Origin of the sequence: Variovorax sp. AB1(2024) (assembly GCF_037482385.2) — a bacterium.
Taxonomy (GTDB): domain Bacteria; phylum Pseudomonadota; class Gammaproteobacteria; order Burkholderiales; family Burkholderiaceae_C; genus Variovorax.
On record NZ_JBBHKP020000001.1, the window covers coordinates 4,455,001 to 4,479,773 of the forward strand.

25 protein-coding genes (1 of these 25 running past the window's edge) are annotated in these 24,773 nt (G+C 67.9%); 9 read left to right on the forward strand and 16 right to left on the reverse strand.

Annotated elements, in window-relative coordinates:
• The 5 genes in view from mmsB to WIX39_RS20845 are tightly spaced (at most 44 nt apart) and all read right to left on the reverse strand, a layout consistent with a single transcriptional unit that may run on beyond the window.
• Nucleotides 1-503 carry the 5' portion of a 3-hydroxyisobutyrate dehydrogenase gene (gene mmsB, locus WIX39_RS20825; RefSeq protein WP_081267112.1) on the reverse strand. The gene continues 391 nt to the left of window position 1, outside the view, so only the first 503 of its 894 coding nucleotides appear in the window; it begins with the start codon at nucleotides 501-503; the stop codon falls past the left edge of the window.
• 44 nt (nucleotides 504-547) lie between these two features.
• Nucleotides 548-1,663: an enoyl-CoA hydratase/isomerase family protein gene (locus WIX39_RS20830; protein ID WP_106934094.1), complete on the reverse strand. Its 1,116-nt coding sequence runs from the start codon at nucleotides 1,661-1,663 to the stop codon at nucleotides 548-550.
• Between the two features lie 29 nt (nucleotides 1,664-1,692).
• Nucleotides 1,693-2,847 carry an acyl-CoA dehydrogenase family protein gene (locus WIX39_RS20835; protein WP_409195745.1) on the reverse strand — a complete coding sequence of 385 codons (1,155 nt, stop codon included), beginning with the start codon at nucleotides 2,845-2,847 and terminating at the stop codon, nucleotides 1,693-1,695.
• Nucleotides 2,844-3,245 carry a lysozyme inhibitor LprI family protein gene (locus tag WIX39_RS20840; RefSeq protein WP_409195746.1) on the reverse strand — a complete coding sequence of 134 codons (402 nt, stop codon included), beginning with the start codon at nucleotides 3,243-3,245 and terminating at the stop codon, nucleotides 2,844-2,846. Before WIX39_RS20840 ends, WIX39_RS20835 begins: the two co-directional genes overlap by 4 nt.
• Nucleotides 3,242-4,765, reverse strand: coding sequence for a CoA-acylating methylmalonate-semialdehyde dehydrogenase (locus tag WIX39_RS20845; RefSeq protein WP_409195747.1), 1,524 nt, complete (start codon nucleotides 4,763-4,765; stop codon nucleotides 3,242-3,244). The genes WIX39_RS20840 and WIX39_RS20845 overlap by 4 nt, the downstream gene beginning before the upstream one ends.
• Before the next feature lie 152 nt (nucleotides 4,766-4,917).
• On the opposite strand from WIX39_RS20845, the gene WIX39_RS20850 reads away from it, so the two are divergent.
• Both WIX39_RS20850 and WIX39_RS20855 read left to right on the forward strand, forming a co-directional pair.
• The gene (locus WIX39_RS20850) at nucleotides 4,918-5,829 is read left to right on the forward strand and encodes a LysR family transcriptional regulator (RefSeq protein WP_285414793.1); all 912 of its coding nucleotides are present in this window, start codon (nucleotides 4,918-4,920) and stop codon (nucleotides 5,827-5,829) included.
• Nucleotides 5,830-5,885: 56 nt separating this feature from the next.
• A complete protein-coding gene (locus WIX39_RS20855; protein ID WP_409195748.1) occupies nucleotides 5,886-7,055 on the forward strand; it encodes a pyridoxal phosphate-dependent aminotransferase in 1,170 nt (389 codons plus the stop codon).
• Between the two features lie 4 nt (nucleotides 7,056-7,059).
• Here WIX39_RS20855 and WIX39_RS20860 read toward each other — a convergent pair whose 3' ends face one another.
• The 4 genes from WIX39_RS20860 to WIX39_RS20875 form a co-directional block, all read right to left on the reverse strand.
• Nucleotides 7,060-8,145, reverse strand: coding sequence for a DUF4241 domain-containing protein (locus WIX39_RS20860; protein ID WP_409195749.1), 1,086 nt, complete (start codon nucleotides 8,143-8,145; stop codon nucleotides 7,060-7,062).
• Nucleotides 8,146-8,161: 16 nt separating this feature from the next.
• Nucleotides 8,162-9,553, reverse strand: coding sequence for a CoA transferase (locus WIX39_RS20865; protein ID WP_106934089.1), 1,392 nt, complete (start codon nucleotides 9,551-9,553; stop codon nucleotides 8,162-8,164).
• A gap of 73 nt (nucleotides 9,554-9,626) precedes the next feature.
• A complete protein-coding gene (locus tag WIX39_RS20870; RefSeq protein ID WP_081267105.1) occupies nucleotides 9,627-10,265 on the reverse strand; it encodes a 3-oxoacid CoA-transferase subunit B in 639 nt (212 codons plus the stop codon).
• A gap of 1 nt (nucleotide 10,266) precedes the next feature.
• Nucleotides 10,267-11,079, reverse strand: a complete 813-nt coding sequence (locus tag WIX39_RS20875; protein WP_081267104.1) for a CoA transferase subunit A — start codon at nucleotides 11,077-11,079, stop codon at nucleotides 10,267-10,269.
• Between the two features lie 94 nt (nucleotides 11,080-11,173).
• Here WIX39_RS20875 and WIX39_RS20880 point away from each other — a divergent pair, with 94 nt between their 5' ends.
• Entirely contained in the window at nucleotides 11,174-11,740 is a 567-nt protein-coding gene (locus tag WIX39_RS20880) for a LuxR C-terminal-related transcriptional regulator (RefSeq protein WP_081267103.1), read from the forward strand.
• 188 nt (nucleotides 11,741-11,928) lie between these two features.
• Nucleotides 11,929-12,075: a hypothetical protein gene (locus tag WIX39_RS20885; RefSeq protein WP_172839808.1), complete on the forward strand. Its 147-nt coding sequence runs from the start codon at nucleotides 11,929-11,931 to the stop codon at nucleotides 12,073-12,075.
• 11 nt (nucleotides 12,076-12,086) lie between these two features.
• Here WIX39_RS20885 and WIX39_RS20890 read toward each other — a convergent pair whose 3' ends face one another.
• Genes WIX39_RS20890 through WIX39_RS20905 form a run of 4 tightly spaced genes read right to left on the reverse strand, consistent with a single transcriptional unit; the run spans nucleotide 12,087 to nucleotide 15,598 of the window.
• Complete coding sequence (locus WIX39_RS20890) at nucleotides 12,087-13,052, reverse strand: Bug family tripartite tricarboxylate transporter substrate binding protein (protein WP_106934088.1); 966 nt, start codon at nucleotides 13,050-13,052, stop codon at nucleotides 12,087-12,089.
• A gap of 53 nt (nucleotides 13,053-13,105) precedes the next feature.
• On the reverse strand, nucleotides 13,106-13,486 hold the full coding sequence (locus WIX39_RS20895) for a VOC family protein (RefSeq protein ID WP_106934087.1): 381 nt from the start codon (nucleotides 13,484-13,486) through the stop codon (nucleotides 13,106-13,108).
• Nucleotides 13,487-13,490: 4 nt separating this feature from the next.
• Nucleotides 13,491-14,429 (reverse strand): hydroxymethylglutaryl-CoA lyase, encoded by a 939-nt coding sequence (locus WIX39_RS20900; RefSeq protein WP_106934086.1) that lies wholly within the window; start codon nucleotides 14,427-14,429, stop codon nucleotides 13,491-13,493.
• On the reverse strand, nucleotides 14,426-15,598 hold the full coding sequence (locus WIX39_RS20905; protein WP_106937409.1) for a CaiB/BaiF CoA transferase family protein: 1,173 nt from the start codon (nucleotides 15,596-15,598) through the stop codon (nucleotides 14,426-14,428). The genes WIX39_RS20900 and WIX39_RS20905 overlap by 4 nt, the downstream gene beginning before the upstream one ends.
• A 128-nt stretch (nucleotides 15,599-15,726) precedes the next feature.
• On the opposite strand from WIX39_RS20905, the gene WIX39_RS20910 reads away from it, so the two are divergent.
• Nucleotides 15,727-16,644: a LysR family transcriptional regulator gene (locus tag WIX39_RS20910; protein WP_409195750.1), complete on the forward strand. Its 918-nt coding sequence runs from the start codon at nucleotides 15,727-15,729 to the stop codon at nucleotides 16,642-16,644.
• Nucleotides 16,645-16,653: 9 nt separating this feature from the next.
• Here WIX39_RS20910 and WIX39_RS20915 read toward each other — a convergent pair whose 3' ends face one another.
• Both WIX39_RS20915 and adh read right to left on the reverse strand, forming a co-directional pair.
• A complete protein-coding gene (locus WIX39_RS20915) occupies nucleotides 16,654-17,055 on the reverse strand; it encodes a DUF779 domain-containing protein (protein ID WP_285414802.1) in 402 nt (133 codons plus the stop codon).
• Nucleotides 17,055-18,575 carry an aldehyde dehydrogenase gene (gene adh, locus WIX39_RS20920; RefSeq protein ID WP_409195751.1) on the reverse strand — a complete coding sequence of 507 codons (1,521 nt, stop codon included), beginning with the start codon at nucleotides 18,573-18,575 and terminating at the stop codon, nucleotides 17,055-17,057. Before adh ends, WIX39_RS20915 begins: the two co-directional genes overlap by 1 nt.
• Nucleotides 18,576-18,804: 229 nt before the next feature.
• Between adh and WIX39_RS20925 the strand changes: the two genes are divergently transcribed.
• From WIX39_RS20925 to WIX39_RS20940, 4 genes are all read left to right on the forward strand, one after another.
• Nucleotides 18,805-20,676, forward strand: coding sequence for a sigma-54-dependent Fis family transcriptional regulator (locus WIX39_RS20925; RefSeq protein WP_409195752.1), 1,872 nt, complete (start codon nucleotides 18,805-18,807; stop codon nucleotides 20,674-20,676).
• Nucleotides 20,677-20,743: 67 nt separating this feature from the next.
• Nucleotides 20,744-21,604 carry a class I SAM-dependent methyltransferase gene (locus WIX39_RS20930; RefSeq protein WP_409195753.1) on the forward strand — a complete coding sequence of 287 codons (861 nt, stop codon included), beginning with the start codon at nucleotides 20,744-20,746 and terminating at the stop codon, nucleotides 21,602-21,604.
• A 176-nt stretch (nucleotides 21,605-21,780) separates the two neighbouring features.
• Entirely contained in the window at nucleotides 21,781-23,385 is a 1,605-nt protein-coding gene (locus tag WIX39_RS20935) for a glucan biosynthesis protein (RefSeq protein ID WP_409195754.1), read from the forward strand.
• Nucleotides 23,386-23,527: 142 nt separating this feature from the next.
• The gene (locus tag WIX39_RS20940; RefSeq protein WP_409195755.1) at nucleotides 23,528-24,280 is read left to right on the forward strand and encodes a glucose 1-dehydrogenase; all 753 of its coding nucleotides are present in this window, start codon (nucleotides 23,528-23,530) and stop codon (nucleotides 24,278-24,280) included.
• Nucleotides 24,281-24,305: 25 nt separating this feature from the next.
• On the opposite strand, the gene WIX39_RS20945 is transcribed toward WIX39_RS20940, so the two are convergent.
• Nucleotides 24,306-24,716, reverse strand: coding sequence for an FKBP-type peptidyl-prolyl cis-trans isomerase (locus tag WIX39_RS20945; protein ID WP_081267093.1), 411 nt, complete (start codon nucleotides 24,714-24,716; stop codon nucleotides 24,306-24,308).
• Nucleotides 24,717-24,773: the final 57 nt, after the last annotated feature.

Genomic DNA, 24,773 nt, shown 5'->3' on the forward strand with positions numbered 1-24,773 from the left:
GCACCGGCAGCGCCGGCATGAAAGATGTTCGCCCCCATCTTCTCGAGCACCGGGCGCGCACGCTCCAGGTCCTTGGTCTCGCCGCCGACCATGAAGGTCAGCGTCCCGGCAATCGCACCGCCCGTGCCACCCGACACAGGTGCGTCGATCATCGCTACGCCCTTGGCTGCCGCAGCTTCAGCCACCTTGCGCGATGTCGCGGCGGCAATGGTGCTGCTGTCGATCACCAGCGTACCGGCCTTGATGCTCTCGAGCAGCCCAGGCTTGCCCGCCCCGCCAAGGAACAAGCCTTCGACATGCGCGCTCGCCGGCAGCATGCTGATGACGACCTCCGCGTCGGCCACCGTCTCGGCTGCCGAAGAGGCAATCGGCAACCCTTCAGCGCCGAACTTCTTGCAGGCTTCGGCCGAGAGATCGAAAGCGCTGAGCGTATGGCCGGCCTTGAGCAGGTTCATGGCCATCGGGCCGCCCATGTTGCCGAGTCCGATGAAAGCGATCTTCATGTGTCTTGTCTCCGTTGTTCTATATATGTGTGGATGGGGCCGGCTCAGACCAGCGATGCCAGCTCGGCCGGCATCTCGCCGCGCGGGCGCAGATGGTCTTCGACGAAGGCAGGCGTGATTTCTTCGAGCGTGGCCGGGCTCCAGCGCGGATTGCGGTCCTTGTCGACCAGCACGGCCCGGATACCTTCCGCAAAGTCCTTTTGAGCGCAGAAACCCAGCGACGCCCAGTATTCGAGCCGGAACACCTCGGCCAGCGACATGCGCGGCACGCGCTGCCACAATTCGAAGCTCAGGGCCGCGGAGCTTGGCGCGCCCTTGGCAAAGGTTTTCGCAGCGGTCTGCAGCCAGGCGTCGTCGCTCTGCAGATCGCGCAGGCGCTTGGCGATGTCAAGCAGGTCTTCACCCGCCATCAGCGCATTGATGGTGTCGTAGTGCTCGCGCACCTTCGACGCCGGCATCTCCGCGCCCTCGCCCGCCCTGGCAAGAATGCGCGACAGCGTTGCGCGATCGGCCTTGCCCTCGCCAGCCCACCGGGTGGAAGCGATGGCCTCGATCACGTCGCCCTTGCGCTCCTGCGGCACCAGCACGTCGGCCAGCCCGCAGAAGATGGTGTCTGCTGCGTTGATGTTCGCGGCCGTGAGCGCCAGGAAGAGCCCCGTGCGTCCCGGCGTGCGGCGCAGGAACCAGCTGCCGCCCACGTCGGGATACAGGCCGATGTTGATCTCGGGCATGGCGATGCGGCTTTGCAGCGTCATCACACGGTGCGACGCGCCGGCCAGCAAGCCCACGCCGCCGCCCATCACGATGCCGTGGCCCCAGCACAGGAAGGGCTTGGGGAATGTGTGGATCAGGTAATCGAGCTCGTACTCTTCACGGAAGAAGTCTTCGGCATAGGTGTTGCGCGCGGGGCCGCAGTCCAGCAGCGTCTGGTAGAGCTGGCGCAGGTCGCCGCCGGCGCAGAACGCCTTTTCGCCAGCAGCCTGAAGCAGCACGCCGACGATGCCGTCATCCCGCGCCCATTCGCGCAGCTTGGGCGTCAGCAGGCGCACCATGTCCACGGACAGCGCATTGAGCGACGCCGGCGCATTGAGCGTGGCCACGGCAAAGCGCTGGCCGCCGGCGGTCTTGATTTCGTCGAAGAGAACTACGTTGTCGGTCATTGTTTTTTCAGGTTCCGGATACGGCACGCTCAGCGGATATCGCTGTCGCCCTCCAGCAATTTTCGCGCAACGATCACGCGCATGATCTCGTTGGTGCCTTCGAGGATCTGGTGCACGCGCGCGTCGCGCACCAGGCGCTCCAGCGGAAACTCGCTCAGGTAGCCGTAGCCGCCGTGCAGTTGCAGCGCGTCGTTGCAGACGTTGAACCCGGCATCTGTCGCAAAGCGCTTCGCCATCGCGCAATAGGTGCTCGCGTCGGCATGGCCCGCGTCGAGCTTCGATGCCGCCAGCCGAACCATCTGCCGCGCCGCGACCAGTTCCGTCGCCATGTCGGCGAGCTTGAACTGCAGCGCCTGGAAGCTCGCGAGCGGCTTGCCGAACTGCTGGCGCTCATGCAGATAGCGCCGCGCCGCGTCGAGCGCTCCCTGCGCCGCCCCCACCGAGCAAGTCGCGATGTTGATGCGCCCGCCGTCCAGCCCCTTCATGGCAATGCGAAAGCCTTCGCCCTCCTTGCCCAGCAGGTTCTGCGCGGGAATGCGCACGTTGTCGAAACTGATGGTGCGCGTGGGCTGGCTGTTCCAGCCCATCTTGTGCTCCTTCTTGCCGTAGCTGATGCCGGGCGCATCGGCCGGCACCGCAAAGGCCGAGATGCCGCTCGCGCCCGCGCCGCCCGTGCGCGCCATCAGCACCAGCACGTGGGTCGACCCCGCGCCGGAGATGAAGGCCTTGCCGCCGTTGATGACGTATTCGGCGCCCTGCAATTCCGCGCGCGTCTTGAGCGAACCCGCATCCGACCCGGCGCCCGGCTCGGTGAGGCAGTAGGACGCCAACTTGCGCCCGGTCGTCAGCTCTTCGCCCCAGTGCTTCGCGACCTCGTCGGTAGCCCAGGTGCCGAGCATCCACGTCGCCATGTTGTGGATGGTGATGAAAGCCGTGGTCGACGGGTCGACCGCGGCCATCTCCTCGAACACCAGCGCCGCATCGAGCCGCGGCAGGCCGAGGCCGCCGATGCGCTCGGGCGCATACAAACCGCAGAAGCCCAGTTCGCCAGCCTTGGCGATGGCCTCCTTCGGAAAGATGGATTGCGCGTCCCACTGCGCCGCATGCGGCGCGAACTCGGCCTGTGCAAAGTCGCGCGCAGTCTGCGCAAAGGCGTTCTGTTCTTCGGACAGTTCGAAATTCATTGTTCGCGACCCTTCCAGCGGTCCAGTTCGGCGGTCCGTTTGCGGGTCGATTTCTCCAGGCATGCGTTGAACACCAACGGCCAGATGGAGCCACCTTCGCTCGCCTTTGCGGCACGCTTGCAAGCGGGATCGCGCCCCTTGAGCCACGTCCGCTGCTCGTTGCGCAGCGCGACGCGCAGCTGCGGCGAGAGCGTCTTCATCACCTCGCCGTAGCGGATGCTGAGCGCGGCATCGGCCGCACGAAAGTCGCGCACCGCGCAGTCGTTCATCTGCTGCTGGTTTCCGTTCGGGTTGCAGTCGAGCGGCTCGTCCTGGCCGGCCGCCTGCGCCCCGCCCGAGAGCAGCAATGCGACCGCCGCCACCGCGCCCCAGGCCGCGACGCGAAGCCTGTGCCTCATTTGAGGCTGATGGTGGTGTTGACGCCGTGCGAGACGGTGCTGTCGTCGAACCAGCGTGCCGTCACGGTCTTGGTCTGCGTGTAGAACATGATGACCTGCTTGCCGTACGGACCCAGGTCGCCGAGCTTGGAGGCGCGCGAACCGGTGAACGAGAACATCGGCACCGGCACCGGGATCGGCACGTTGATGCCGACCTGGCCCACGTCGATGTCTTCCTGGAAGCGGCGTGCCGCGGCGCCCGACTGCGTGAAGATCGCCGTGCCGTTGCCGTTCGGGTTGCTGTTGATCAGGTCGATGGCCTCGTCGATGGACTCGGCATCGGCAATGCACAGCACCGGGCCAAAGATTTCCTGGTCATAGATCGTCATGCCCGGCTTCACGCCGGTGAAGATCGTCGGGCCCACGAAGTTGCCCTTCTCATAGCCCGGCACGGTGGGCTTGCGGCCGTCGAGCACCAGCTTGGCGCCGTCGGCCTCGCCGCGCTCGATCAGGTTGTTCACACGGTCGTAGGCGGCGCACGACACCAGCGGCCCCACGTCCACGCCCTTCTCGGTGCCGGCGCCGATCTTCAGCGTCTTCGCCTTTTCGATGAGTTCGGGCACCCAGTTGCGCGCCTCGCCCACCAGCACCGCCACCGACACGGCCATGCAGCGCTGGCCCGCGGCACCGAAGCTCGCACCGGCCAGTGCATTGAGCGTCTGCTCCTTGTTGGCGTCGGGCATGACGATGGCGTGGTTCTTCGCGCCCATCATGCATTGCGCGCGCTTGCCGGCCAGCGTGGCGCGGTTGTAGACGTGCGTGCCGACCTTGGTCGAGCCGACGAAGCTGATCGCCTTGATGTCCTTGTGGTCGCAGATGCCGTTGACGATGGCTTCGCCGCCGTGCACCACGTTCAGCACGCCGGGCGGAATGCCGGCTTCGAGCGCCAGTTCGCACAGGCGCATGGTGACCATGGGATCCTGCTCGGAGGGCTTCAGCACGAAGGTGTTGCCGGTGACGATGGCCATGGGGAACATCCACAGCGGAATCATGGCCGGGAAGTTGAACGGCGTGATGCCGGCGCACACGCCCAGCGGCTGCAGCAGCGTGTAGGTGTCGACACCGTTGGCCACGTTGTTGGCCAGTTCGCCGAGCTGCAGGTTGCCGATGTTCGATGCGTGCTCCACCACCTCGAGGCCGCGGAACACGTCGCCCTCGGCGTCGGGCAGCGTCTTGCCCTGTTCGGCGGTGAGGATGGCGGCCAGCTCGCCCATGTTCTCGCGGATGAGCTGCTGCAGCTTCAGGAAGATGCGGGCACGCGTGCCGATGGGGGTCTTGCGCCAGGTCTTGAATGCTTCCTTGGCGGAGGCCACTGCGGCGTCCAGTTCGGCCGGGGTCGCGAAGGGCACGCGGGCCAGCACCTGCTGCGTGGCCGGGTTGACGACGTCGCGCCATTCGGTGGTCTTGGATTCGACCAGCTTGCCGCCAATGAGCAGCTTGACGGTGGCGACCTGGGTCGACGGGGTGGTGGTGGCGTCCATGGGGGTTTTGTCTCCTGTGATCCTGTGAATTCGGTGCCGGCCCGGCCGGTGCAGAGCAACATCCTAGCTTTGCAGATTTGCCATGACAATAGACAAAAATGCGCCAAGGCTTTGCAAATTTGCAGAGCATCAACCCGAGGGCAAGCAAGCAGATGGATTGGGACAACCTTCGCTACTTCCTGGAACTCGCCCGCTCGGGCACGCTCATGAGCGCCGCGCGCCGGCTCGAGGTCGACCACACCACGGTGGCGCGCCGCATCCAGGCGCTGGAGAAAGAGGTCGGCGCCCCGCTTTTCTCGCGTGAAGCGGGCGGCCACCGGCTCACCGAGGCAGGCCGGCGGCTGCAGCCTCAGGTCGAGGCAATGGAAAGCGCCTTCCAGGCCGTGGAAAGCACCGCGCCTGCCTCGCAGGAAGGCCTGTCGGGCCTGGTGCGCATCGGCGCCACCGAGGGCTTCGGCACCGTGGTGCTGGCGCCGCGCCTGGCCCTGTTCGCGGTGCAGCACCCGCGCCTGACCATCGATCTACTGGCCATGCCGCGGCTGGTGCACCTGTCGCGGCGCGAGGCCGACATCGTGATCTCGCTCGAACGACCGGCGCGCGGCCCGGTGGTCGTCACCAAGCTCACCGACTACACGCTGCGGCTCTACGCATCGAAGCAGTACCTGTCGGCGCACAAGCCGATCAAGACGCGCGAAGACCTGCGCGGCCACACCTTCATCAGCTATGTGGACGACCTGCTGTTCAGCAAGGAGCTGCAATACCTCGACGAGCTCCACCGCCCCGACAGCTTCGCGCTGCGCAGCACCAGCGTGCTCGCGCAGCACAGCGCGGTGGCGGCGGGCGCGGGCATTGCGGTGCTGCCGGCCTTCATCGCCGAGAAAGACGGCGCGCTGCAGCCCGTGCTGCCCGGGCAGGCGAACTTCACGCGGACCTTCTGGATGTCGATGCCCGCGGAAACCAAGCACCTCGTGCGGATGCAGGCGACCTGGGAATTCCTGCGGCAGACCGCCGAGGCGCATCGGGCCCAATTGCTGCTGGACAGTCCGCCCGGCACCGCAGCCTGACGGCCCGGGTTGTGCCATGCTGGCGGCTCCCCGCCGTGAACAGCAAGGAGACCGGAATGCCTCGCCACCGCCCCGCCCGCCTGACCCACATCGCCGGCATCGGCGTCGATCGCATGGGCGCCATTGCCGATGACGCCGACGGCCCGCCGTTCCTTCGGCTCGAAAACCTCGACGTCGACATCCCGCCCGACCCCGAGGCCGTCGCGCGCACGGTGCGCGCCGCCTCCGAAGACTCGGACAACAGCTACCTGCCCTTTGTCGGCCAGTCGCGGTTGCGCGACGTGGCGGCCCGGCACGTGTCGGCGCTGTCGGGCGTGGCGTACAGCGGCGCGCGCAACTGCGTGATCTCGGCCGGCGGGCTGTCGGGCATCCTCAACGCGCTGCTCGCCACCGTCGAGGTCGGCGACGAAGTGCTGGTGACCGATCCGACCTACGCCGGGCTGCTCAATCGCATCCGCCTTGCCGGCGGCACCCCGAAGTACGCGCCCTTTCGCTTCACCCCCGGCGGCGAATGGAAGCTGGACCGCGACGCGCTCCAGGCCGCCGTCGGCCCGCGCGTGCGGGTGATGCTGCTGATGTCTCCGTCGATGCCCACCGGCGGCTGCTTCGACGAGGAAGACTGGCGCGCCATCGCCGACCTGTGCGTGCGGCACGACCTGACGCTGATCCTCGACACGGCCATGGAACGGCTGCTGTACGACGGCCGCCGGGTGATCCACCCCGCGGGCCTGCCGGGCATGGCCGAGCGCACCATCACCGTCGGCTCGTCGGCCAAGGAACTGCGCATGATCGGCTGGCGCGTGGGCTGGACCGTGGCGCCCGAGAGTTACATGCCCGACCTCGTGGCCGTGTCGCTCGCGAACGTGGTGGTGCCCGTGGGCATCGCGCAGGACGCGGTGGCGACGGCGCTGGAGCAATCGCCTCGCACGCTTGCGCCGTATGTGAGCGAACTGGAACGCCGGCGCGACACGGTGCTCGACGAACTCAAGGGGCTGCCGGTCGGCGTGCCGGCCGGCGGCTGGTCGCTGCTGCTGCGTGCGAGCGACTTCGGCATCGACGGGCAGACGCTGTCCGAGCGGCTGTTGAAGTCGCGCGTCTGCGCCACCGCGATGCAGGGCTGGGGCGAGACGCATGGCGCGCAGTACCTGCGCTTCGTCTTCTCCAACGAACCCGTGGAGCGGTTGCGCGGACTGGGCGACAAGGTCCGCGCCGCGCTGGGCGCCTGACGGCTCAGGAGAAAAGGCGCTTCCAGAGGCTCTTGCCCGCAGGAGCCGGTTCGGCAGCAGCTGTAGCAACTGCGGCGGCTTCGGATTTTTCGAGCAGTTCCACCAGCCCCGGCACGCGCGGCTTCTTGAGCCGGCGCGCGTAGACGAGGTAGCTTTCCTCCTCGTCCCCGGTATAGAACAGCGGCGGCATCGGCAGCGACGGCATCGAGCCCAGCAGCACGCGCAACGCTTCGAGCCGGTTCATGCGGATGGCGCTGGTGATGGCGGTTTCGCCCAACGACGGAACGATCTCGTTGGCGCCTGCGAGCCCTTCGCCGAGCAGCGACCGGATGAGAGACGAGTCGCCTGCCACGGCCGCCGCGCCCAGCGCATCGAGGGCAGCCAGCTTCTCCGGCGACAGGCTGGCCTTGTAGGCATCGCTGCGCTTGTCGTTCTCGTCGCGCGCATCGCCGCCGGCCATCGTCATGAAGTCGGTCACCAGTGCCACGGGTTCGCCGGCCGCATCGAGCGCCCAGAAACTCGGGTAGCTGCCGTCGCCCCAGCCCGAGCTGAAGATCACGATGTTGTTCGCGGTGCCTTGCCCCTGCGGGTAATGGTTGGCGATGTCGGCCGAGCCCAGTTCCTCCGCGAGCACGTCGTCGTAATAGTTGAAATGGACAGATTTTTCGGACTCGCGCGCCTCGCGCTCGGCCATGGCCTTTGCCGCATCGGCATCCATGAAGCAGCCCACGCCGGCATCGACGGGGTAGCCGAAGAACTCGTCGTCTCCGAGCGCATCCTGCGATTGCCCTTCGAGGAGCGCCGGTTCCCAGCGCAGATCGGATACCCGGTGCCCGCCGCGTTCGCCCAGCCACAGCACCGCCAGCGCATGGCGGCCCTTGTCGTGCAGCACCTCGACGGGAAATGCGCCGCGCCGGTTCACGCTGCGCACGAAGGCTGCGCGCTCGGGCTGCACCAGGGGATCACAGGCCACGATCCGGCCGCTCGTGATGTTCAGCAAGCCGCAGGGCTGACGATGCAGATGACGCGCGCCGAGTGCGTCGTCGTCGAGGAAAACGGATTGAAGGTTGTCGATATCGAGATAGGCCATGCAACCAGTTTCGCACTCATTGCATGACGGCCGGCCAGCGCGCCGCATGGCTGCCCGGTGGCATCGAGGGACGCGGCCACGCGGCGGGCGTTCGCTGAAGCATCGCGCCATGGCGCAACGCTGCCAGCTCACCAAAGCCCGAGGCGGTGGTCTCGACGTAGGGCGCAAGGCCGGGCTTGGCGATGGAAAGCCCGCCCGGCACGCGCCCCAGGCCGCGCAGCCAATGCCCCGTCTGCGCCAGCGACACCCGCACCTGCCAGCTGCCGCCTTCGCGCTGCTGCCGCCACAGCGCCGCGGCGGCGCCGAAAGCGATCAGGTAGCCGGTGGCCTCGTCGAGGATCTGCATGGGCAGCGGCTTGGGCTTGCCGTCCCCGGCGGCCTCGCCTTCGGCGTGGTTGAAGCCCATCGCCGTCTGCACCAGCGAGTCGAAACCCCGTCGGCTCGCCCACGGGCCCTGCGTGCCGTAGGCGCTCAGCGACACGCACACGATGCCCGGTCGCTGCTCTGCCAGCGCCGCCGGTCCGAATCCCAGGGCTTCGAGCCCGCCCGGCCGATAGCCCTGCACGAACACGTGCGCGTCGGCAACCAGCCGTTGCAGCGCCGCCCGGCCCTCCTCGGTCCGCAGGTCGGCATGCGCCGACAGCTTGCCGCGGCTCGTGTCCGCGATCGCCGAGATGTTCGGCAAATGCGGTGAATTCACGAGCATCACATCGGCGCCGTAGGCCGCGAGCGCGCGTCCGCCCACCGGGCCGGCCAGCACGCGCGTGAGGTCGAGCACGCGCAGGCCCGACAGCGGCCGTTCGTCTTCGCGAAGCGGCGGCAGCACGAGCGGCGGCGTGTCGCCGATGCGCTCGATGGTGAACAGGGGCTGCGCCGCGACGGCCTGCCCTTGCGGCGTGGCGTCCCATTCGTCGAAGCGCCGCAGTGCCGTCGCCACCAGCCCTGCCGCGGCAGCCGCGTCCTCGAAATCGCGGGCACGCCATGTGGCCATGGCAGCCTCCGCATCGGAGCGCGTGGCCGTGGCCGGATCGAGCTTCATCAGCCGCAGCGCGCCGTCGCGGTGATGCGCGAAGTTCGCGTGCACGCGCACCCATCCGTCGGCGCAGCAATAGAGCCCCGAGAACGCATCCCACTGATCCGGCACCTGCCCGTCGAGGCTGAACCAGCCGATGCACTCCAGCGCCGCGTGCAGCATGTCGACACCGACCTGCTGCCGCCCGGTGCCGCGCAAGTGCCCCAGCTCGCAGGCAGCCAGCGCCGCCGCTGCCATGGTGCTCTGCGCCGCGGTGCCGACCGCGAAGGACGATGGCAGCACCGGGTCGGCGCCGGTGAGCCGCGCAAACGACAGGGCTTCCTCGGGCAGGCCCGCGTGCCGCCAGATGCCGGCCAGAACTTCGCTCGCATTCATTTCGGTTCTCCAAGGCAAAAAGGCAGGGCCTGCTTCCGCTGCCCTGCCCTCTTGCAGTCGTTGCGCCAGTCCCTTACTGGATCAGCTTGGCGCCCGTCTTGGCCTGCAGCGCGTCGAAGGTGACGCCCGGCGCCAGTTCGACCACCTTCAGGCCCTCGGGCACCACGTCCATCACGGCCAGGTCGGTGATGATGCGGTCGACCACGCCCACGCCGGTCAGCGGCAAGGTGCACTTCTCGAGGATCTTCAGGTCCTCGGTGCCGTCCTTCTTCTTGGCAACGTGTTCCATCAGCACGATCACGCGTTTCACGCCGGCTACGAGGTCCATCGCACCGCCCATGCCCTTGACCATCTTGCCGGGGATCATCCAGTTGGCGAGGTCGCCCTTGGTGCTGACCTGCATCGCGCCCAGGATCGACAGGTTGATCTTGCCGCCGCGGATCATCGCGAAGCTGTCATGGCTGCCGAAGATGGCCGAGCCGGGCAGCGTGGTCACGGTCTGCTTGCCGGCGTTGATGAGGTCCGCGTCGACGTTGTCCTCGGTCGGGAACGGGCCGATGCCGAGCATGCCGTTCTCGCTCTGCAGCCAGACTTCCTTGGTGCCGGTGTGGTTGGCCACGAGCGTGGGAATGCCGATGCCGAGGTTGACGTAGAAGCCGTCTTCGAGTTCTTGGGCGGCGCGGGCCGCCATCTGGTCTTGGGTCCAGGGCATCTCAGGCTCCTTCTTTCTTGTTGGCGGGCACGGTGGGCACCGGCACTTCGCTGCCGGCTGCGGCCTGCGCGATGACGGCCTGGGCCTCGACCTTGGCGGCCGCGGCGTCCACCGGCGCGGCGGCGCTCACGGTGCGCTTCTCGATGCGCTTCTCGGGGTTGGCGTTGAGCACGATGCGGTGCACGTAGATGCCCGGCAGGTGGATGTCGTCGGGGGCCAGTTCGCCCACTTCCACGATCTTCTCGACCTCGACGATGCAGATCTTGCCGGCCATGGCCGCGGCCGGGTTGAAGTTGCGCGCCGTGAGGCGAAAGCGCAGGTTGCCGGACTTGTCGGCCACGTCGGCCTTCACCAGCGCCACGTCGGGCACCAGCGAATGTTCCATGACGTAGGTCTCGCCGCCGAACTCGCGCAGTTCCTTGCCTTCGGCCACTTGCGTGCCGACGCCGGTCTTGGTGAAGAAGGCCGGAATGCCCGCGCCGCCGGCGCGCAGCTTCTCGGCCAGCGTGCCCTGGGGCGTGAATTCGAGGGCCAGCTCGCCCGCGAGGTACTGGCGCTCGAACTCCTTGTTCTCGCCGACGTAGGACGCGATCATTTTCTTGATCTGGCGCGTTTCGAGCAGCTTGCCGAGGCCGAAACCGTCGACGCCCGCGTTGTTCGAAACGACGGTGAGGTTCTGCACGCCGGAATCCTTCAGCGCGTCGATCAGCGCTTCGGGAATGCCGCACAGGCCGAAGCCGCCGACCGCGAGCATCTGCCCGTCTGCGACGACCCCCTTGAGTGCCGCGTCCGCGGAGGGATAAATCTTGTTCACTCGGGCTCCTTGATGGATGAATGGAGAGTGGGTGGGAAAGCCTTGAACGATACTACCTACCCGCATACGTAGTATTTCGTAATGGTGACACCCGATGCCCGAAATCGATTACCGGCTGGCCTTTGAACACGCGCCCGTCGGCATGGTGGTTTCGAGCAACCGCACCATCGTGGCCTGCAACGTGCGCGTATGCGAGATTTTTGGCGCAACGCCCTCCGCACTGGTAGGGCATTCGTTCAGCATCCTGTACCCCAGCGTGGCTGAGTTCGAGCGCATCGGCAAGCGCATGGAGCCCTTTCTGAACGCCAGCGGGCACTACGCCGACAACCGCATGATGAAGCGCCTGGGCGGCCTGCACGGTGCGATCGCGGGCGAAACCTTCTGGTGCCACGTCACCGGCCATGCGATGAACCGCGCCGCCCCCCACGAGGCCGGCATCTGGACCTTCGAGGACCTGGGCTCGCGCCGCGCGGTGAAGGCCGAGCTCACACCACGCGAACGCGAGGTGGCGGCGCAGGTGATGCGCGGGCTGACCTCCAAGGAAATCGGCAAGGCGCTGGGCATCAGCCACCGCACGGTCGAACTGCACCGGGCGCGGCTGATGCGCAAGTACGCGGCCGCGACCACGGCGGAGCTGGTGCAGAAGCTCATCGCGGGTTAGGTGCCGGCGCCGCAGCCGCAGCCGCAGCCGCAGCCGCAGCCGCAAAAAAAAGTTTCAGCCAGGCGACCCCGGGATCGTTGCAAAAACGGAAACGCCGTGTCGACGAAAGCGCCGCGCCGGCGCGCTCCCGCGGGTCTATCGTTGAACCCACGCAGGCACACAGCCCGCAATCAACCCAGGAGCCTGACATGTCCACACGCATCCATTCCGAACGAAGCCTCTTGCTGCAAACGCAGGCCACCGCCGTGCGCGCGCATGCGCTCGTCGCGCAGAAACTGCCAGTCGCGCTGACGCTCTCCGCCATCATCCTGTCGATCGTCGGCGTGAAGCTCTAGCCGAAGCTGCGTCAGTCCGGCTTGATGTCCGCCGACTTGATCACCTTCGACCACGCGGCCAGTTCGTGGTCGACAAACTTCGCGAGCGTCGGCGAATCCATGTAGGTCGCGAAAGCGCCCTGCTCGTCCACCTTCTTGCGGAAGGACTCGCTCTCCACGATCTTCCTGATCTCCGCGCTCAGCCTGGCGACCACATCGGGCGGCGTCTTCGCCGGTGCGAACACCGCGAACCACGACTCCACCTCGTAGCCGGGCAAGCCCGCCTCGGCCGAAGTCGGCACATCGGGCATCGACGGATGCCGCTTGCTGCCCGTGTATGCCAGCGCCTTGATGCGCCCGGTCGCGAAATGGCCGATTACCGACGGTGGCGTGGTGATGAACATGTCGACGTTGCCCGAGATCAGGTCGTTGATGGCCGGCCCGGAGCCCTTGTACGGCACGTGCGTCATCGCCTGCTTCGACTGCCTCGACAGCAGTTCGCCCGCAATGTGCTGGATCGAGCCGTTGCCAGAAGATGCATAGAACAGGCCGCCCTCCTTCTTCTTGCCGTACTCGATGAGCTCCTTCATCGAGTTCACAGGCAGCTTGCCGCTCACCGCGACCACGTGCGGCGCGCGCATCACCATCGCCACCGGCACGAAGTCCCTGGTCGGGCTCCACTTGAGGTTCGGGTAGAGCGAGGGGTTGCCGACGTGGTAGCCCGAGTACTGCATCAGCAGCGTGTAGCCGTCGGGCGCGGCGCGCGCCACCCACTCGGCGCCGATGTTGCCGCTGGCGCCCGGCTTGTTGTCGACCACCACGGGCTGGCCCAGCGCGCGCTGCAGCGGCTCGCCGACCAGCCGCGCCATGATGTCGGTGGAACCGGCTGGCGCGGTGGGAACGACGAAGGTGATCGGTCTGGAAGGCCAGGTGTCGGCGCTGGCGGCAGAAGCGGCCAGCACGAGGCCGGCCGCGAGCAGGCGGCGAATGGTTTGCATGGTTCGTCTGTCTCCGGTGGTTTTCTTGTCCGCTGTCTTCGAAGCCCGCCCCTTCAGGCCGCGAGTTCCGATATCTCGATCAGGTTCAGGTCGGGGTCGCGCACATAGACCGAGCGGATGCGCGAAGTGGCGCCCGTGCGCATCACCGGCCCCTCGAGAATCGGCACGCCCTTGTCCGCCAGCCGCGCCATCACCACGTCGAGCGGCACGCTGGCGATGAAGCACAGGTCCAGCGAGCCTGGGGTCGGCAGTTGCGCCTTGGGTTCGAACTCGTGGCCCTTCACGTGCAGGTTGATCTTCTGGTTGCCGAAGCGGAAAGCCTTGCGCCCGGCGCCGAAGCTCTCGAGCGCCATGCCCATCACGTCGACATAGAAGCGGATGCAGTCTTCCTCGTGCGCGGTGGTCAGCACCAGGTGGTCCAGATGATCGATCATGGGTTCAGTTCCTCCTGTGCGCGGGTGGCGCGTGCCGCGTCAGGCGATGTCCCGACCGGGAAACCTGGCTCGGCAATTCATGCGCCACGAGCAACGCCAGCTCGGCCGCCGCGGCAATCAGTCCGTCGAGGTCCATGCCCGTCTCGTAGCCCATGCACTGCAGCATGTGGACCACGTCTTCCGTCGCGACATTGCCGGTCGCGCCCGGCGCGTAGGGGCAGCCTCCGATGCCGCCGAGCGACATGTCGAGCCGGCGAATGCCCGCTTCGACGGCCGCCACCGTGTTCGCGAGACCCATGCCGCGCGTGTTGTGGAAATGAGCGGTCCAGTCCAGCGCCGGCCAGTCCGCGACGACCCGCTCGCACAGCGCCTGCACCTGGGTCGGATAGGCCATGCCGGTGGTGTCGCACAGCGTCACGCCCTGCACGCCGAGCGCGGCAAAGCGATCGATCCACCCGAGCACCGAAGGCACCGGCACATCGCCTTCCATCGGACAGCCGAACGCGCAGGAGAGCGACACGTTCAGCGGCACGCCGGCCTGCTTCGCCAGCGCGACCACGTCGGCCAGTTGCGCGAACGACTGCTCCCGCGTCATGCGCAGGTTCGACAAATTGTGCGTCTCGCTCACCGACATCACGATGTTGAACTCGTCGATGCGGCTTTCCAGCGCCCGCTCCGCGCCGCGCAGATTGGGCACCAGCGCGGTGTAGACCACGCCGGGCCTGCGGGCGATGCGGTGCATCACCTCCTCGCCGTCGCGCAGCGCCGGGATCGCTTTCGCCGAGGTGAACGAGGTCACTTCGATCTTCGCGTAGCCCAGCCCGCCCAGCCGGTCGATCAGCGCGACCTTGTCGTCGGTGGGAATGAAGCGGCTTTCCATCTGGAAGCCGTCACGCGTGGCCACCTCGTTGATGTGCAGCCGGGTGCCGTTGCCGTTTTTCATGCGGCCTCGCTTTCCGCGCGGCGCGCAGGCCAGCCGCCTGAGTGCAAGTCGCCGTTGTGCTCGCCCAGGCGCGGCGCGGGATGCGCGATGCGCCCCGGCGTCGCGCTGAGCTTGGGCACCACGCCGGGCACCTTCAGCGTGCCGCCGCCGGATGTTGCCGACTCGACGATCATCCCGCGCGCCAGGTACTGCGGGTCGCTCGCGATGTCGGCCACGGTGTAGATGCGGCCGACCGGCACGCCGGCTGCATCGAGCACCGCCAGCACTTCGTCGCGGCTGCGCTGCAGCGTCCACGCCTCGATGGCGGCGTCGATCTCTTCCACCCGCAGGACACGGCCGTCGTTGTGCGCGAGCTGCGGATCGCATTCCAGGTCCGCGCGGCCGATGGCCCGCATCAGCCGCCGGAAAATGCTGTCGCCGTTGCCCGCCACCAGCACATAGTGCCCGTCGCTGCAGCGGTAGGCGTTGGTCGGTGCGATGCCGGGCAACGCACTGCCGGCGCGCTCGCGCACCGCGCCGAAGGCGTCGTACTCCGGCAGCAGGCTTTCCATCACGTTGAACACCGACTCGTACAGCGCCACGTCGATGAACTGCCCCTCCCCGCCGTGCGCCGTGCGGTGGTGCAGCGCCGTGAGCACGCCGATCACGCCGTGCAGCGCCGCCAGCGTGTCGCCCAGCGAGACGCCCACGCGCACCGGCACCCGCCCCGGCTCGCCGCTCAGGTAGCGCAGCCCGCCCATCGATTCGCCGAGCACGCCGAAGCCGGGCTTGTCGCGATACGGCCCGGTCTGCCCGTAGCCGGAGATGCGCAGCATGATGAGCCGCGGATTCAGCGCGTGCAGGCGCTCCCAACCCAGGCCCCAGCCCTCCAGCGTGCCGGGCTTGAAGTTCTCGATCAGCACGTCGGCCTCGCAAGCCAGTGCGCGCACCGCGTCCTGTCCTTCGGCGCTGCGCAGGTCGAGGCACACCGAGCGCTTGTTGCGCGATTGCACCTCCCACCAGACCGAGCCGCCGTCGCGCAGCAGCCGCCACTTGCGCAGCGGATCGCCGGTGCCTTCGGGTTCGACCTTGATCACGTCGGCGCCGAACTCCGCCAGCGTCTTGCCGGCAAAGGGACCGGCAATCAGCTGGCCGAGCTCCAGCACCTTCAGGCCTTCGAGTGCATTCATGTCCGCGTCTGTCTCCATGTTGGGTTGGCCCAACTCTAGGAACAGATCGCGCCGAGCGGAATTGCCGTGATGGCAGCAGGTCTTCGCGAAACGCGAAGGCCCGGTTTCTGCTTCTCTAGAATCCGCCGATGGCCACTCCCATCAATCCCGCGCGCGTCGACTTCGTCACGCTGCGGTTGTTCTGCGCGGTGGCGCAGTCGGGCAGCATCACCAAGGGTGCGGAGGCATGCCACCTCGCATTGTCCGCGGCAAGCCGCAGGCTTTCAGATTTCGAAGCGGCCACCGGCTCGAAACTGCTCGAACGCAGCGCGCAAGGCATTTCGCTCACGCCCGCAGGCCATGTGGCGATGCAGCATGCGATGCGCCTGTTCCAGGGTTTCGAGCAGTTCAGCAACGAGCTCAACGACTACTCCAGCGGCGTGCGCGGCCATGTGCGGCTGTGGGCCAACATGTCGGCGCTCACCGAGTTCCTGCCCACCACGCTCGCGACATTCGTTGCGCAGCACCCCGACATCCGCATCGAGGTCGAGGAGCAGCTCAGCGGCGACATCGTGCGCGCGCTGGTCGACGGCTTGGCGGACGTCGGCGTGTTCGCCGAGAACACGCCCGCCTACGGCCTCGACGTCGCCCCCTTCCAGACCGACGAGCTGGTGGTGCTGTGCGCCAGGCAGCACCCGCTGGCACGCGCGCGAGCCAGGCAGGTCGACTTCAAGACCTGCCTCGCGCACGAATTCGTCGGGCTGAACCGCAGCAGCTCGCTGCTGGAACTCACGTCGCGCGCGGCCGAGCAGGCCGGCGTTCCGATGCGGCTGCGCGTGCAGGTGCGCAGCTTCGACGCCATGTGCCACATGATCGCGGCCAACCTCGGCATCGGCGTGGTGCCGCTCGCGGCATGCAAGGCGCAGGTGGCGGCGCTCGACTTGAAGGTGGTGCGGCTGCGCGACGCATGGGCCACGCGGCGGCTGCTGATGGCGACGAAGGCGGGCGCAACGTTGTCGCCGGCGACGCAACTGCTGGTGAAGCAGTTGTTCGCAACTTCGAACTAGCTGCGGGCTTCAGCCCGCAGCCGCCCTACCGGACCCGCTCGCCTCCTCGGCCTCCAGCACGGCCCATTCCTCGTCCGTGAAGAGCCGCGAGCGCGTCAGGAAGCGCACGCCCTCCGGCCCCTCCAGCGAGAACATGCCGCCTCGCCCCGGCACCACGTCGATGATCAGCTGCGTGTGCTGCCAGTACTCGAACTGCGGCCCGCTGATGTAGAACGGCATGCCGCCGATGTGCCCCAGCAGGCGGTCGTAGTCGCCGACGATGAACTCGCCCTGGGCGTAGCACATCGGCGCGCTGCCGTCGCAGCAGCCGCCCGACTGGTGGAACATCAGCGGGCCGTGCCTGGCGGCGAGCCTGTCGATCAACGCGAGCGCGGCATCGCTCGCGGTGACGCGCAGGACATCGCCTGCCATCAGAAGAAGCCCAGCTTGTTCTCGCTGTAGCTCACCAGCAGGTTCTTGGTCTGCTGGTAGTGGTCGAGCATCATCTTGTGGTTCTCGCGCCCGATGCCCGACTGCTTGTAGCCGCCGAAGGCCGCATGCGCCGGATAGTGGTGGTAGCAGTTGGTCCACACGCGGCCCGCCTGGATGCCCTTGCCCATGCGGAAGGCACGGTTCATGTCGCGGCTCCACACGCCGGCGCCCAGGCCGTAGAGCGTGTCGTTGGCAATGGAGAGCGCTTCTTCCTCGTCCTTGAAGGTCGTCACCGACACCACGGGGCCGAAGATTTCTTCCTGGAAGATGCGCATCTTGTTGTGGCCCCTGAACACGGTCGGCTTCACGTAGTAGCCGTCGGCCAGGTCGCCTTCGAGCCTGGCGCGCTCGCCGCCGATCAGCACCTCGGCACCTTCCTGCCTGCCGATGTCCAGGTACGACAGGATCTTCTCGAGCTGCTCGCTCGAGGCCTGCGCGCCGATCATCGTGCCCATGTCGAGCGGGCTGCCCTGCTTGATGGCCGCCACGCGCTTGAGCGCACGTTCCATGAAGCGGTCGTAGATCGACTCCTGGATCAACGCGCGCGACGGGCAGGTGCAGACCTCGCCCTGGTTCAGCGCGAACATCGCGAAGCCTTCGAGCGCCTTGTCGAAGAAGCTGTCGTCGCGGTCCATCACGTCGGCGAAGAAGATGTTGGGCGACTTGCCGCCCAGCTCCAGCGTGACGGGAATCAGGTTCTGGCTCGCGTACTGCGAGATCAGCCGGCCGGTGGTGGTTTCGCCGGTGAAGGCGATCTTGCCGATGCGGTTGCTCGACGCCAGCGGCTTGCCCGCTTCCACGCCGAAGCCGTTCACCACGTTCAGCACGCCCGGCGGCAGCAGGTCGCCGATGATCTCCATCAGCACCAGGATCGACACCGGCGTCTGCTCGGCCGGCTTCAGCACCACGCAGTTGCCGGCCGCCAGCGCGGGTGCCAGCTTCCACACCGCCATCAGGATCGGGAAGTTCCACGGAATGATCTGGCCGACCACGCCGATGGGCTCGTGGAAGTGGTACGCGAAGGTTTCGTGGTCGATCTCGCTGATGCCGCCCTCCTGCGCGCGGATGCACGACGCGAAGTAGCGGAAGTGGTCGACCGCCAGCGGCAGGTCGGCGGCCATGGTCTCGCGGATCGGCTTGCCGTTGTCCCAGGTCTCGGCGGCCGCGAGCACGGGCAGGTTTTCCTGCATGCGGTCGGCGATCCTGTTCAGGATGTTGGCGCGCTCGGTGGTCGAGGTGCGGCCCCAGGCGGCCTTGGCCTTGTGCGCGGCGTCGAGCGCGCGGTCGATGTCCGCCGCCGTGGAACGCGGTACTTCGCAGAAGACCTTGCCGGTGACGGGCGTGATGTTCTCGAAGTACTGGTTCTCCACCGGCGAGACCCATTCGCCGCCGATGTAGTTGCCGTAGCGCTTCTTGAACGGAACCGCGGTACCGAATTTGCCTGGTTCGAGCATGTCCATGAGTTGTCTCCATTTGCTGCTGTTGGCGCCGCGACATGCGGCGACCCGCACGGACATCAGCAAGCCACGTACCCGCCGGGATCGGGACATTCCCTGAGTGCTTCCCCGCTGGCAGGCGCACTTCGCAGCGGGTTTTCATTCGCAATCTGCGACATGTTCCTGCGAACACAGCGACTAGGATGTCGCACAAGGCGAACAGACCGCGAACGGCAGACAACCGGAGACACGCATGAGCGAAGCGCAGTGGCCATCGGTCCGGGTCGAACAGGCCCGGGACCTGTTCTTCGTGCAGGGCCGCGACCCCGCACCGTGGATCGCGCCGCACATCTCGCGCTCGTGGCAGCGCAGCCGTCCGGTCGACCACCAGCACATCGACCCGGCCCCCATGGCGCTGGCCCTGCTGGGCGAGCGGCGCGAGCAGTCGATGCGGCTGCTGGACTGCGCGCAGCCCGAACTCGACGGGCTGGCCGAGCATGCAGTAGGCAATGGCTGCGTGGTGATCCTGTCGGACGCCAGCGGGCTGATCCTGGAGGAGATCGGCAGCCCCGACTTCCTGCCCAAGGCCGAGCGCATCGCGCTGCAGCCCGGCGTGGAATGGTCGGAACACAACCGCGGCACCAACGCCATAGGCACCGCGCTGGCGGAACGCGAGGCGCTGATGGTGCTGGGCGGCGAGCACTACCTGGCGCAGAACGGCGCGCTGGGCTGCGCGGCCGCCCCCATATTCACCGGCCGGGGCGAGCTGGCCGGCGCGCTCGACATCTCGGGCGAGACGGTGCGCGTGAACACGCATGCGCTGGGCTTAGTGCGCATGGCCGCGCAGCAGGTGGAGCACCGCATGCTGCTGGCCGAGGCGCAGGGCCATGTGCTGCGCTTCCATGCGCGGCCGGCGCTGATCGGCACCGCGCGCGAGGGTCTGATCGTGATCGAGGGCGGACGCATCGCGGCGGCCAACCGTGTGGCGCTGGAACTGTTCGGCCGCTCATGGGACGGCCTGCTCGACCTGGAGGCCAGGGACTTCCTCGGCCCGAACTGGCCGCGCATGGAGCACCGGCGCAGCCTGCTGACGCTGCCCGGCGGGCGGCAGATCGCCACCGTGATGGAGCGCTCCAACGCGCAGGGCGGCGCGCGGCCGGCGGCACGGCGCGCCGACGCGCCCCAGGCGGCTGACGACGTGCTGCCGCTGCTCGACAAGGCCGTGCGCGTGCTCAACGAAGGCGTGTCGGTGCTGGTCAACGGCGAGACCGGCAGCGGCAAGGAAGTGTTCTCGCGCCGCCTGCACGCCGCGAGCCGCCGCGCGGGCGGCCCGTTCGTGGCGGTCGACTGCGCCTCGCTGCCCGAGACGCTGATCGAGTCGGAGCTGTTCGGCTACGACGAAGGCGCCTTCACCGGCGCCCGTCGCAAGGGCATGGCGGGCCGCATCCGCGAAGCGCACGGCGGCGTGCTGTTCCTCGACGAGATCGCGGAGATTCCGCTGGCGCTGCAGACCCGGCTGCTGCGGGTGCTGGAAGAACGCGTGGTCACGCCGCTGGGTGGCGGCCAGGGCGTGTCGGTGGACTTCGACCTGGTCTGCGCCACCCACGGCGACCTGCCGGCGCTGGTGCAGGCCGGCCGCTTCCGGGCCGACCTGATGTACCGCGTGGCCGGTTTCACCGTCGCGTTGCCGCCGCTGAGCCGGCGCGCCGACCGGCACGCGCTGATCGCGCGGCTGTTCCTCGAATCGGGCGGCGCCGACAAGCACCTGCGGCTGGAGAGCGATGCGCTCGAAGCGCTGGCCGCCTACCGCTGGCCGGGCAACGTGCGCGAGCTGCGCAGCACGCTGCGCGCGGTGGTCGCGCTGGCCGACCCGGGCGATTCGGTGACTGCCGCCGCCCTGCCCGCCCACCTGTTCGGCGCGCCCGCCGCGCCGCCGACGGATGCAGCCACCGAAGCCGCCCCGGCACCGCAGGCCGGCCCGCTGCTGGACATCACCCGCCATGCCATCGACGAAGCGCTCAGGGCCTGCGACCACGACGTTTCCAGGGCGGCGCGGCGCCTCGGCGTGCATCGCAGCACGGTCTACCGCCATCTTGCGCGGCAGCGCGGCAAGCCGTCCGCCTGAACAAAAGACTGACTTGCCCATAGATGCCGGAGCGGCCAGACTGGGGTCCGGTCTTTCCTGGGCATTCATGACACACAGCAAACCCGCCAGACGCCTGTCGGCCGTGCCTTCCACCCTGCGGATTCCCCTGGCCGCGCGAGCCTCGGGCGATGCGATGTTTCCGCGGGTGGCCGTGCGCGACGCCTATGCCGCCGGCATCCTCGAGCGGATCCGCGACGACGGCAGCGCGCTGCCCGAAGACCGCGCCACCATCTACGGCATCCTCTCGCGCACGCGCCGCTTCCGCAGCCTCGCGCAGGACTTCCTGAAGGCGCACCCCGGCGCCCGCGTGGTCAACATGGGCTGCGGCCTGAGCCATTACTTCCAGTGGCTGGACGACGACAAGTCGCACATGACCGACGCCGACCTGCCCGAAGTGCTCGAACTGCGCCGCGAACTGATCCCCGAAACCAACCAGCGCCATGACCTGCGCACGCTCGACCTGACCGCGCCCGACTGGTGGGAGCAACTGGGCCTGCCGCGCACGCGCAACGCGCGGCCGGTGTTCCTGTTCACCGAGGGCGTGCTGATGTATTTGCAGCCCGAGCAGGTGCAGGCGGTGTTCGCGACATTCGGCGAACGCGCGCCCGCGGGCTCGGTGCTGGCCTTCGACGCCATGTGCTGGCTGGCCGTGGGCCGCGCGAGGCAGCATCCGTCGGTGCGCACCACCGGCGCCGAGTTTCACTGGGGCATCCGCCGCGAGGCCGAGCTGACGCAGTCGCACCCCCGGCTGGCGCTGGACGCGACCTACCGGGTGATGGAAGGCATCGGCCTGCCCTACATGCTGTTCGCGCCGATGGTGATGCTGCTGCTCGGCGTGCCCCTGTATGCGGTGTATGCGCTGAAGGCCACCGATCCCGCTGACAAGACTGGGGGCGCGGATACATAAAAGCACAATTTTCCGGATTCCCGGCCTTGTCCGGCCCGGTTTGCGCGGAATGGCTGACGCGGGGCGGCCGTGTGCCGGGTCAAGCTCGGGGTTGTTCCCGGTCGCGGAAAATGGCCGATTCATTTCCGCCGCTTTCCTTTCTTTTCCCCCAGAGATTCGCAACCCTCAAGAACCACATGCTTGATCGCCGATCCTTCCTTGCCGCCGGTGGCGCCGCCGCCGCACTCGCCGCCTTGGGCCTCCCCACCGAGGCACTTGCCGCCAACGGCCTGCAACTGAGCCAGCCCTCCCCCTTCTCGTTCGACGCCCTGGTCGCGCAGGCCAAGGCGCTCGCCGCCCAGCCTTACGTGGCCGCCGCGCCGCTGGCTCCCGAAGTGCTCGACCGCATCGACTACGACGCGCACGGCAAGATCAAGTTCGACCCCGCCAACGCCCTGTTCCGCGACGGCCCCGGGGCGTTTCCGGTCACCTTCTTCCACCTGGGCCGCTTCTTCCAGGCGCCGGTGCGCATGCACGTGCTCGAAAACGCCGGGGGCGACGCCTTTGCGCGCGAAGTGCTCTACAGCCCCGACTACTTCTCGATGCCGGCCGACAGCCCCGCGCACCAGCTGCCGCCCGGCGCGGGCTTCGCGGGCTTCCGGCTGCAGGAAAGCCGCCTGGGCGACCAGAGCAAGCTCGACTGGCAGAAGAACGACTGGGTCGCCTTCCTCGGCGCTTCGTACTTCCGCGCGATCGGCGAGCTGTACCAGTACGGCCTGTCGGCACGCGGCATAGCGCTGGACGTGGCGGTGCCCGACAAGCCCGAGGAGTTTCCGAACTTCACGCGCTTCTATTTCGAGACGCCGGCCGCCGGCAACACCACATCGATGACGGTGTACGCGCTGCTCGAGGGGCCGAGCGTCACCGGCGTGTTCAAGTTCGTCATGCAGCGCACCAAGGCCGTCATCATGGACATCGACGCGCGCCTCTTCATGCGCCGCGACGTGGCCCGCCTGGGCCTGGTGCCGCTCACCTCGATGTACTGGTACTCGGAAACCAACAAGCCCACCGCCATCGACTGGCGTCCCGAAGTGCACGACTCCGACGGCCTCGCGATCTGGAACGGCGCTGGCGAGCGCATCTGGCGCCCGCTCAACAACCCGACGCAGACGCGCGCCTCGGCCTTCACCGACACCAGGCCGCGCGGCTTCGGCCTGCTGCAGCGCGACCGCGTGTTCGACCACTACCAGGACGGCGTGAACTACGAGAAGCGCCCGAGCCTGTGGATCGAGCCACTGGGCGACTGGGGCGAGGGTTCGGTGCAGCTCATCGAGATACCGACCGACGACGAGATCCACGACAACATCGTCGCCTTCTGGGTGCCCAAGGCCGATGCCAAGGCGGGCGCGAGCTACAGCCTGCAGTACCGCCTGCACTGGACCGACCAGGAACCGTTTCCCTCGCCGCTCGCGCACTGCGTGGCCACGCGCATCGGACGCGGCGGCCAGCCGGGACAGCCGCGCCCGCAGGGCGTGCGCAAGTTCATGGTGGAGTTCATCGGCCAGCCGCTGGCCACCGTGCCCTTCGGCGTGAAGCCCGAGGTGGTGCTGACGGCGCCGCGCGGCAAGTTCTCCTACGTGTTCGCCGAGGCCGTGCCCAACGGCGTGCCGGGCCACTGGCGCGCGCAGTTCGACTACACGCCCGAAGGCAACGAGCCCGTCGACATGCGCATGTACCTGAAGGTCGGCGACCAGACGCTGACCGAAACCTGGCTGTACCAGTACCAGTACCAGCCCGGCTAGGCGCGGCATGGCGCAGCGCTGACCTGCCGGCGCATTGTTGGCGATAAGGAAACAAACAAGTCCCGCCAGGCCTCTTGGTCCGCGAGGGTGTCGCGCCCAAACTTCCCTGCGTCCACAACACGAACCAAGGAAGAAGGAAATCATGACTCTCAAGCTCGAAGGCAAGATCGCACTCGTCACCGGCGGCACCAGCGGCATCGGCCTGGCCACCGCGCAGCGCTTCGTGGCCGAAGGCGCGCATGTGTTCATCACCGGTCGCCGCAAGGCTGAGCTCGACGCGGCCGTCAAGGCCATCGGCCGCAACGTGACCGGCGTGCTCGGCGACGTGTCGAAGCTCGATGACCTCGACCGCCTCTATGCCGCCATCAAGCAGGAGAAAGGCCGGCTCGACGTGCTTTTCGCCAACGCGGGCGGCGGAAGCCTGCTGCCGCTGGGCCAGATCACGGAAGAACACTTCGACAGCATCTTCAACACCAACGTGCGCGGCCTGCTCTTCACCGTGCAGAAGGCGCTGCCGCTGATGCCCAAGGGCGCGTCGATCGTGCTCAACGCGTCGATCACCAGCATCAAGGGCAACCCGGCCTTCAGCGTGTACAGCGCCACCAAGGCCGCAGTGCGCAGCTTCGCGCGCAGCTGGACGGTGGACCTGAAGGACAAGGGCATGCGCGTGAATGCGGTGAGCCCGGGCGTGGTGCCGACGCCGGCCTACGACCTGCTGGGGCTCGACAAGGAACAGGTGCAGGCCTTCGTCGAGTCGCAGGCCCAGGGCATTCCGCTGGGCCGCGTTGGCACGCCCGACGAGATCGCCAAGGCCGTGGTGTTCCTGGCCTCGGACGACGCCAGCTTCGTGAACGGCGTCGAGCTGTTCGTCGACGGCGGCATGGCGCAGATCTGAGCGACCCGCGCCCGGCGCGAGCGCGTCAGCGCTTGCTGACCGACACCAGCTCGACTTCGAAGTTGAGCGTGGCGTTCGGCGGGATCACGCCGCCGGCGCCGCGCGCGCCGTAGGCGATGGACGGCGGGCAGGTCAGCTTGGCCTTGCCGCCGGGCTTCATCTTCTGCACGCCTTCGGTCCAGCAGGGGATCACGCCGTTGAGCGGGAACTCGGTCGGCTCGCCGCGCTTGTAGGAGCTGTCGAATTCCTTGCCGGTGTCGGGGAAGGTGCCGCGGTAATGCACCTTGACCACGTCGGTGGCCGCGGGCGAAGCGCCCGTGCCTTCCTTGAGCGACTGGTAGATCAGCCCGCTGGGCGTGGTCACGGGCGCGGACTGCGCGAACGCGGCGGGGATGGCAAGGACGGACACGAGAGCGGCACAGAAAAGAGACTTCACGAAACACCTCGGGGATTGAAAGACTCCGATTATGGCCAGCGCGCATGCCGCGCCCGC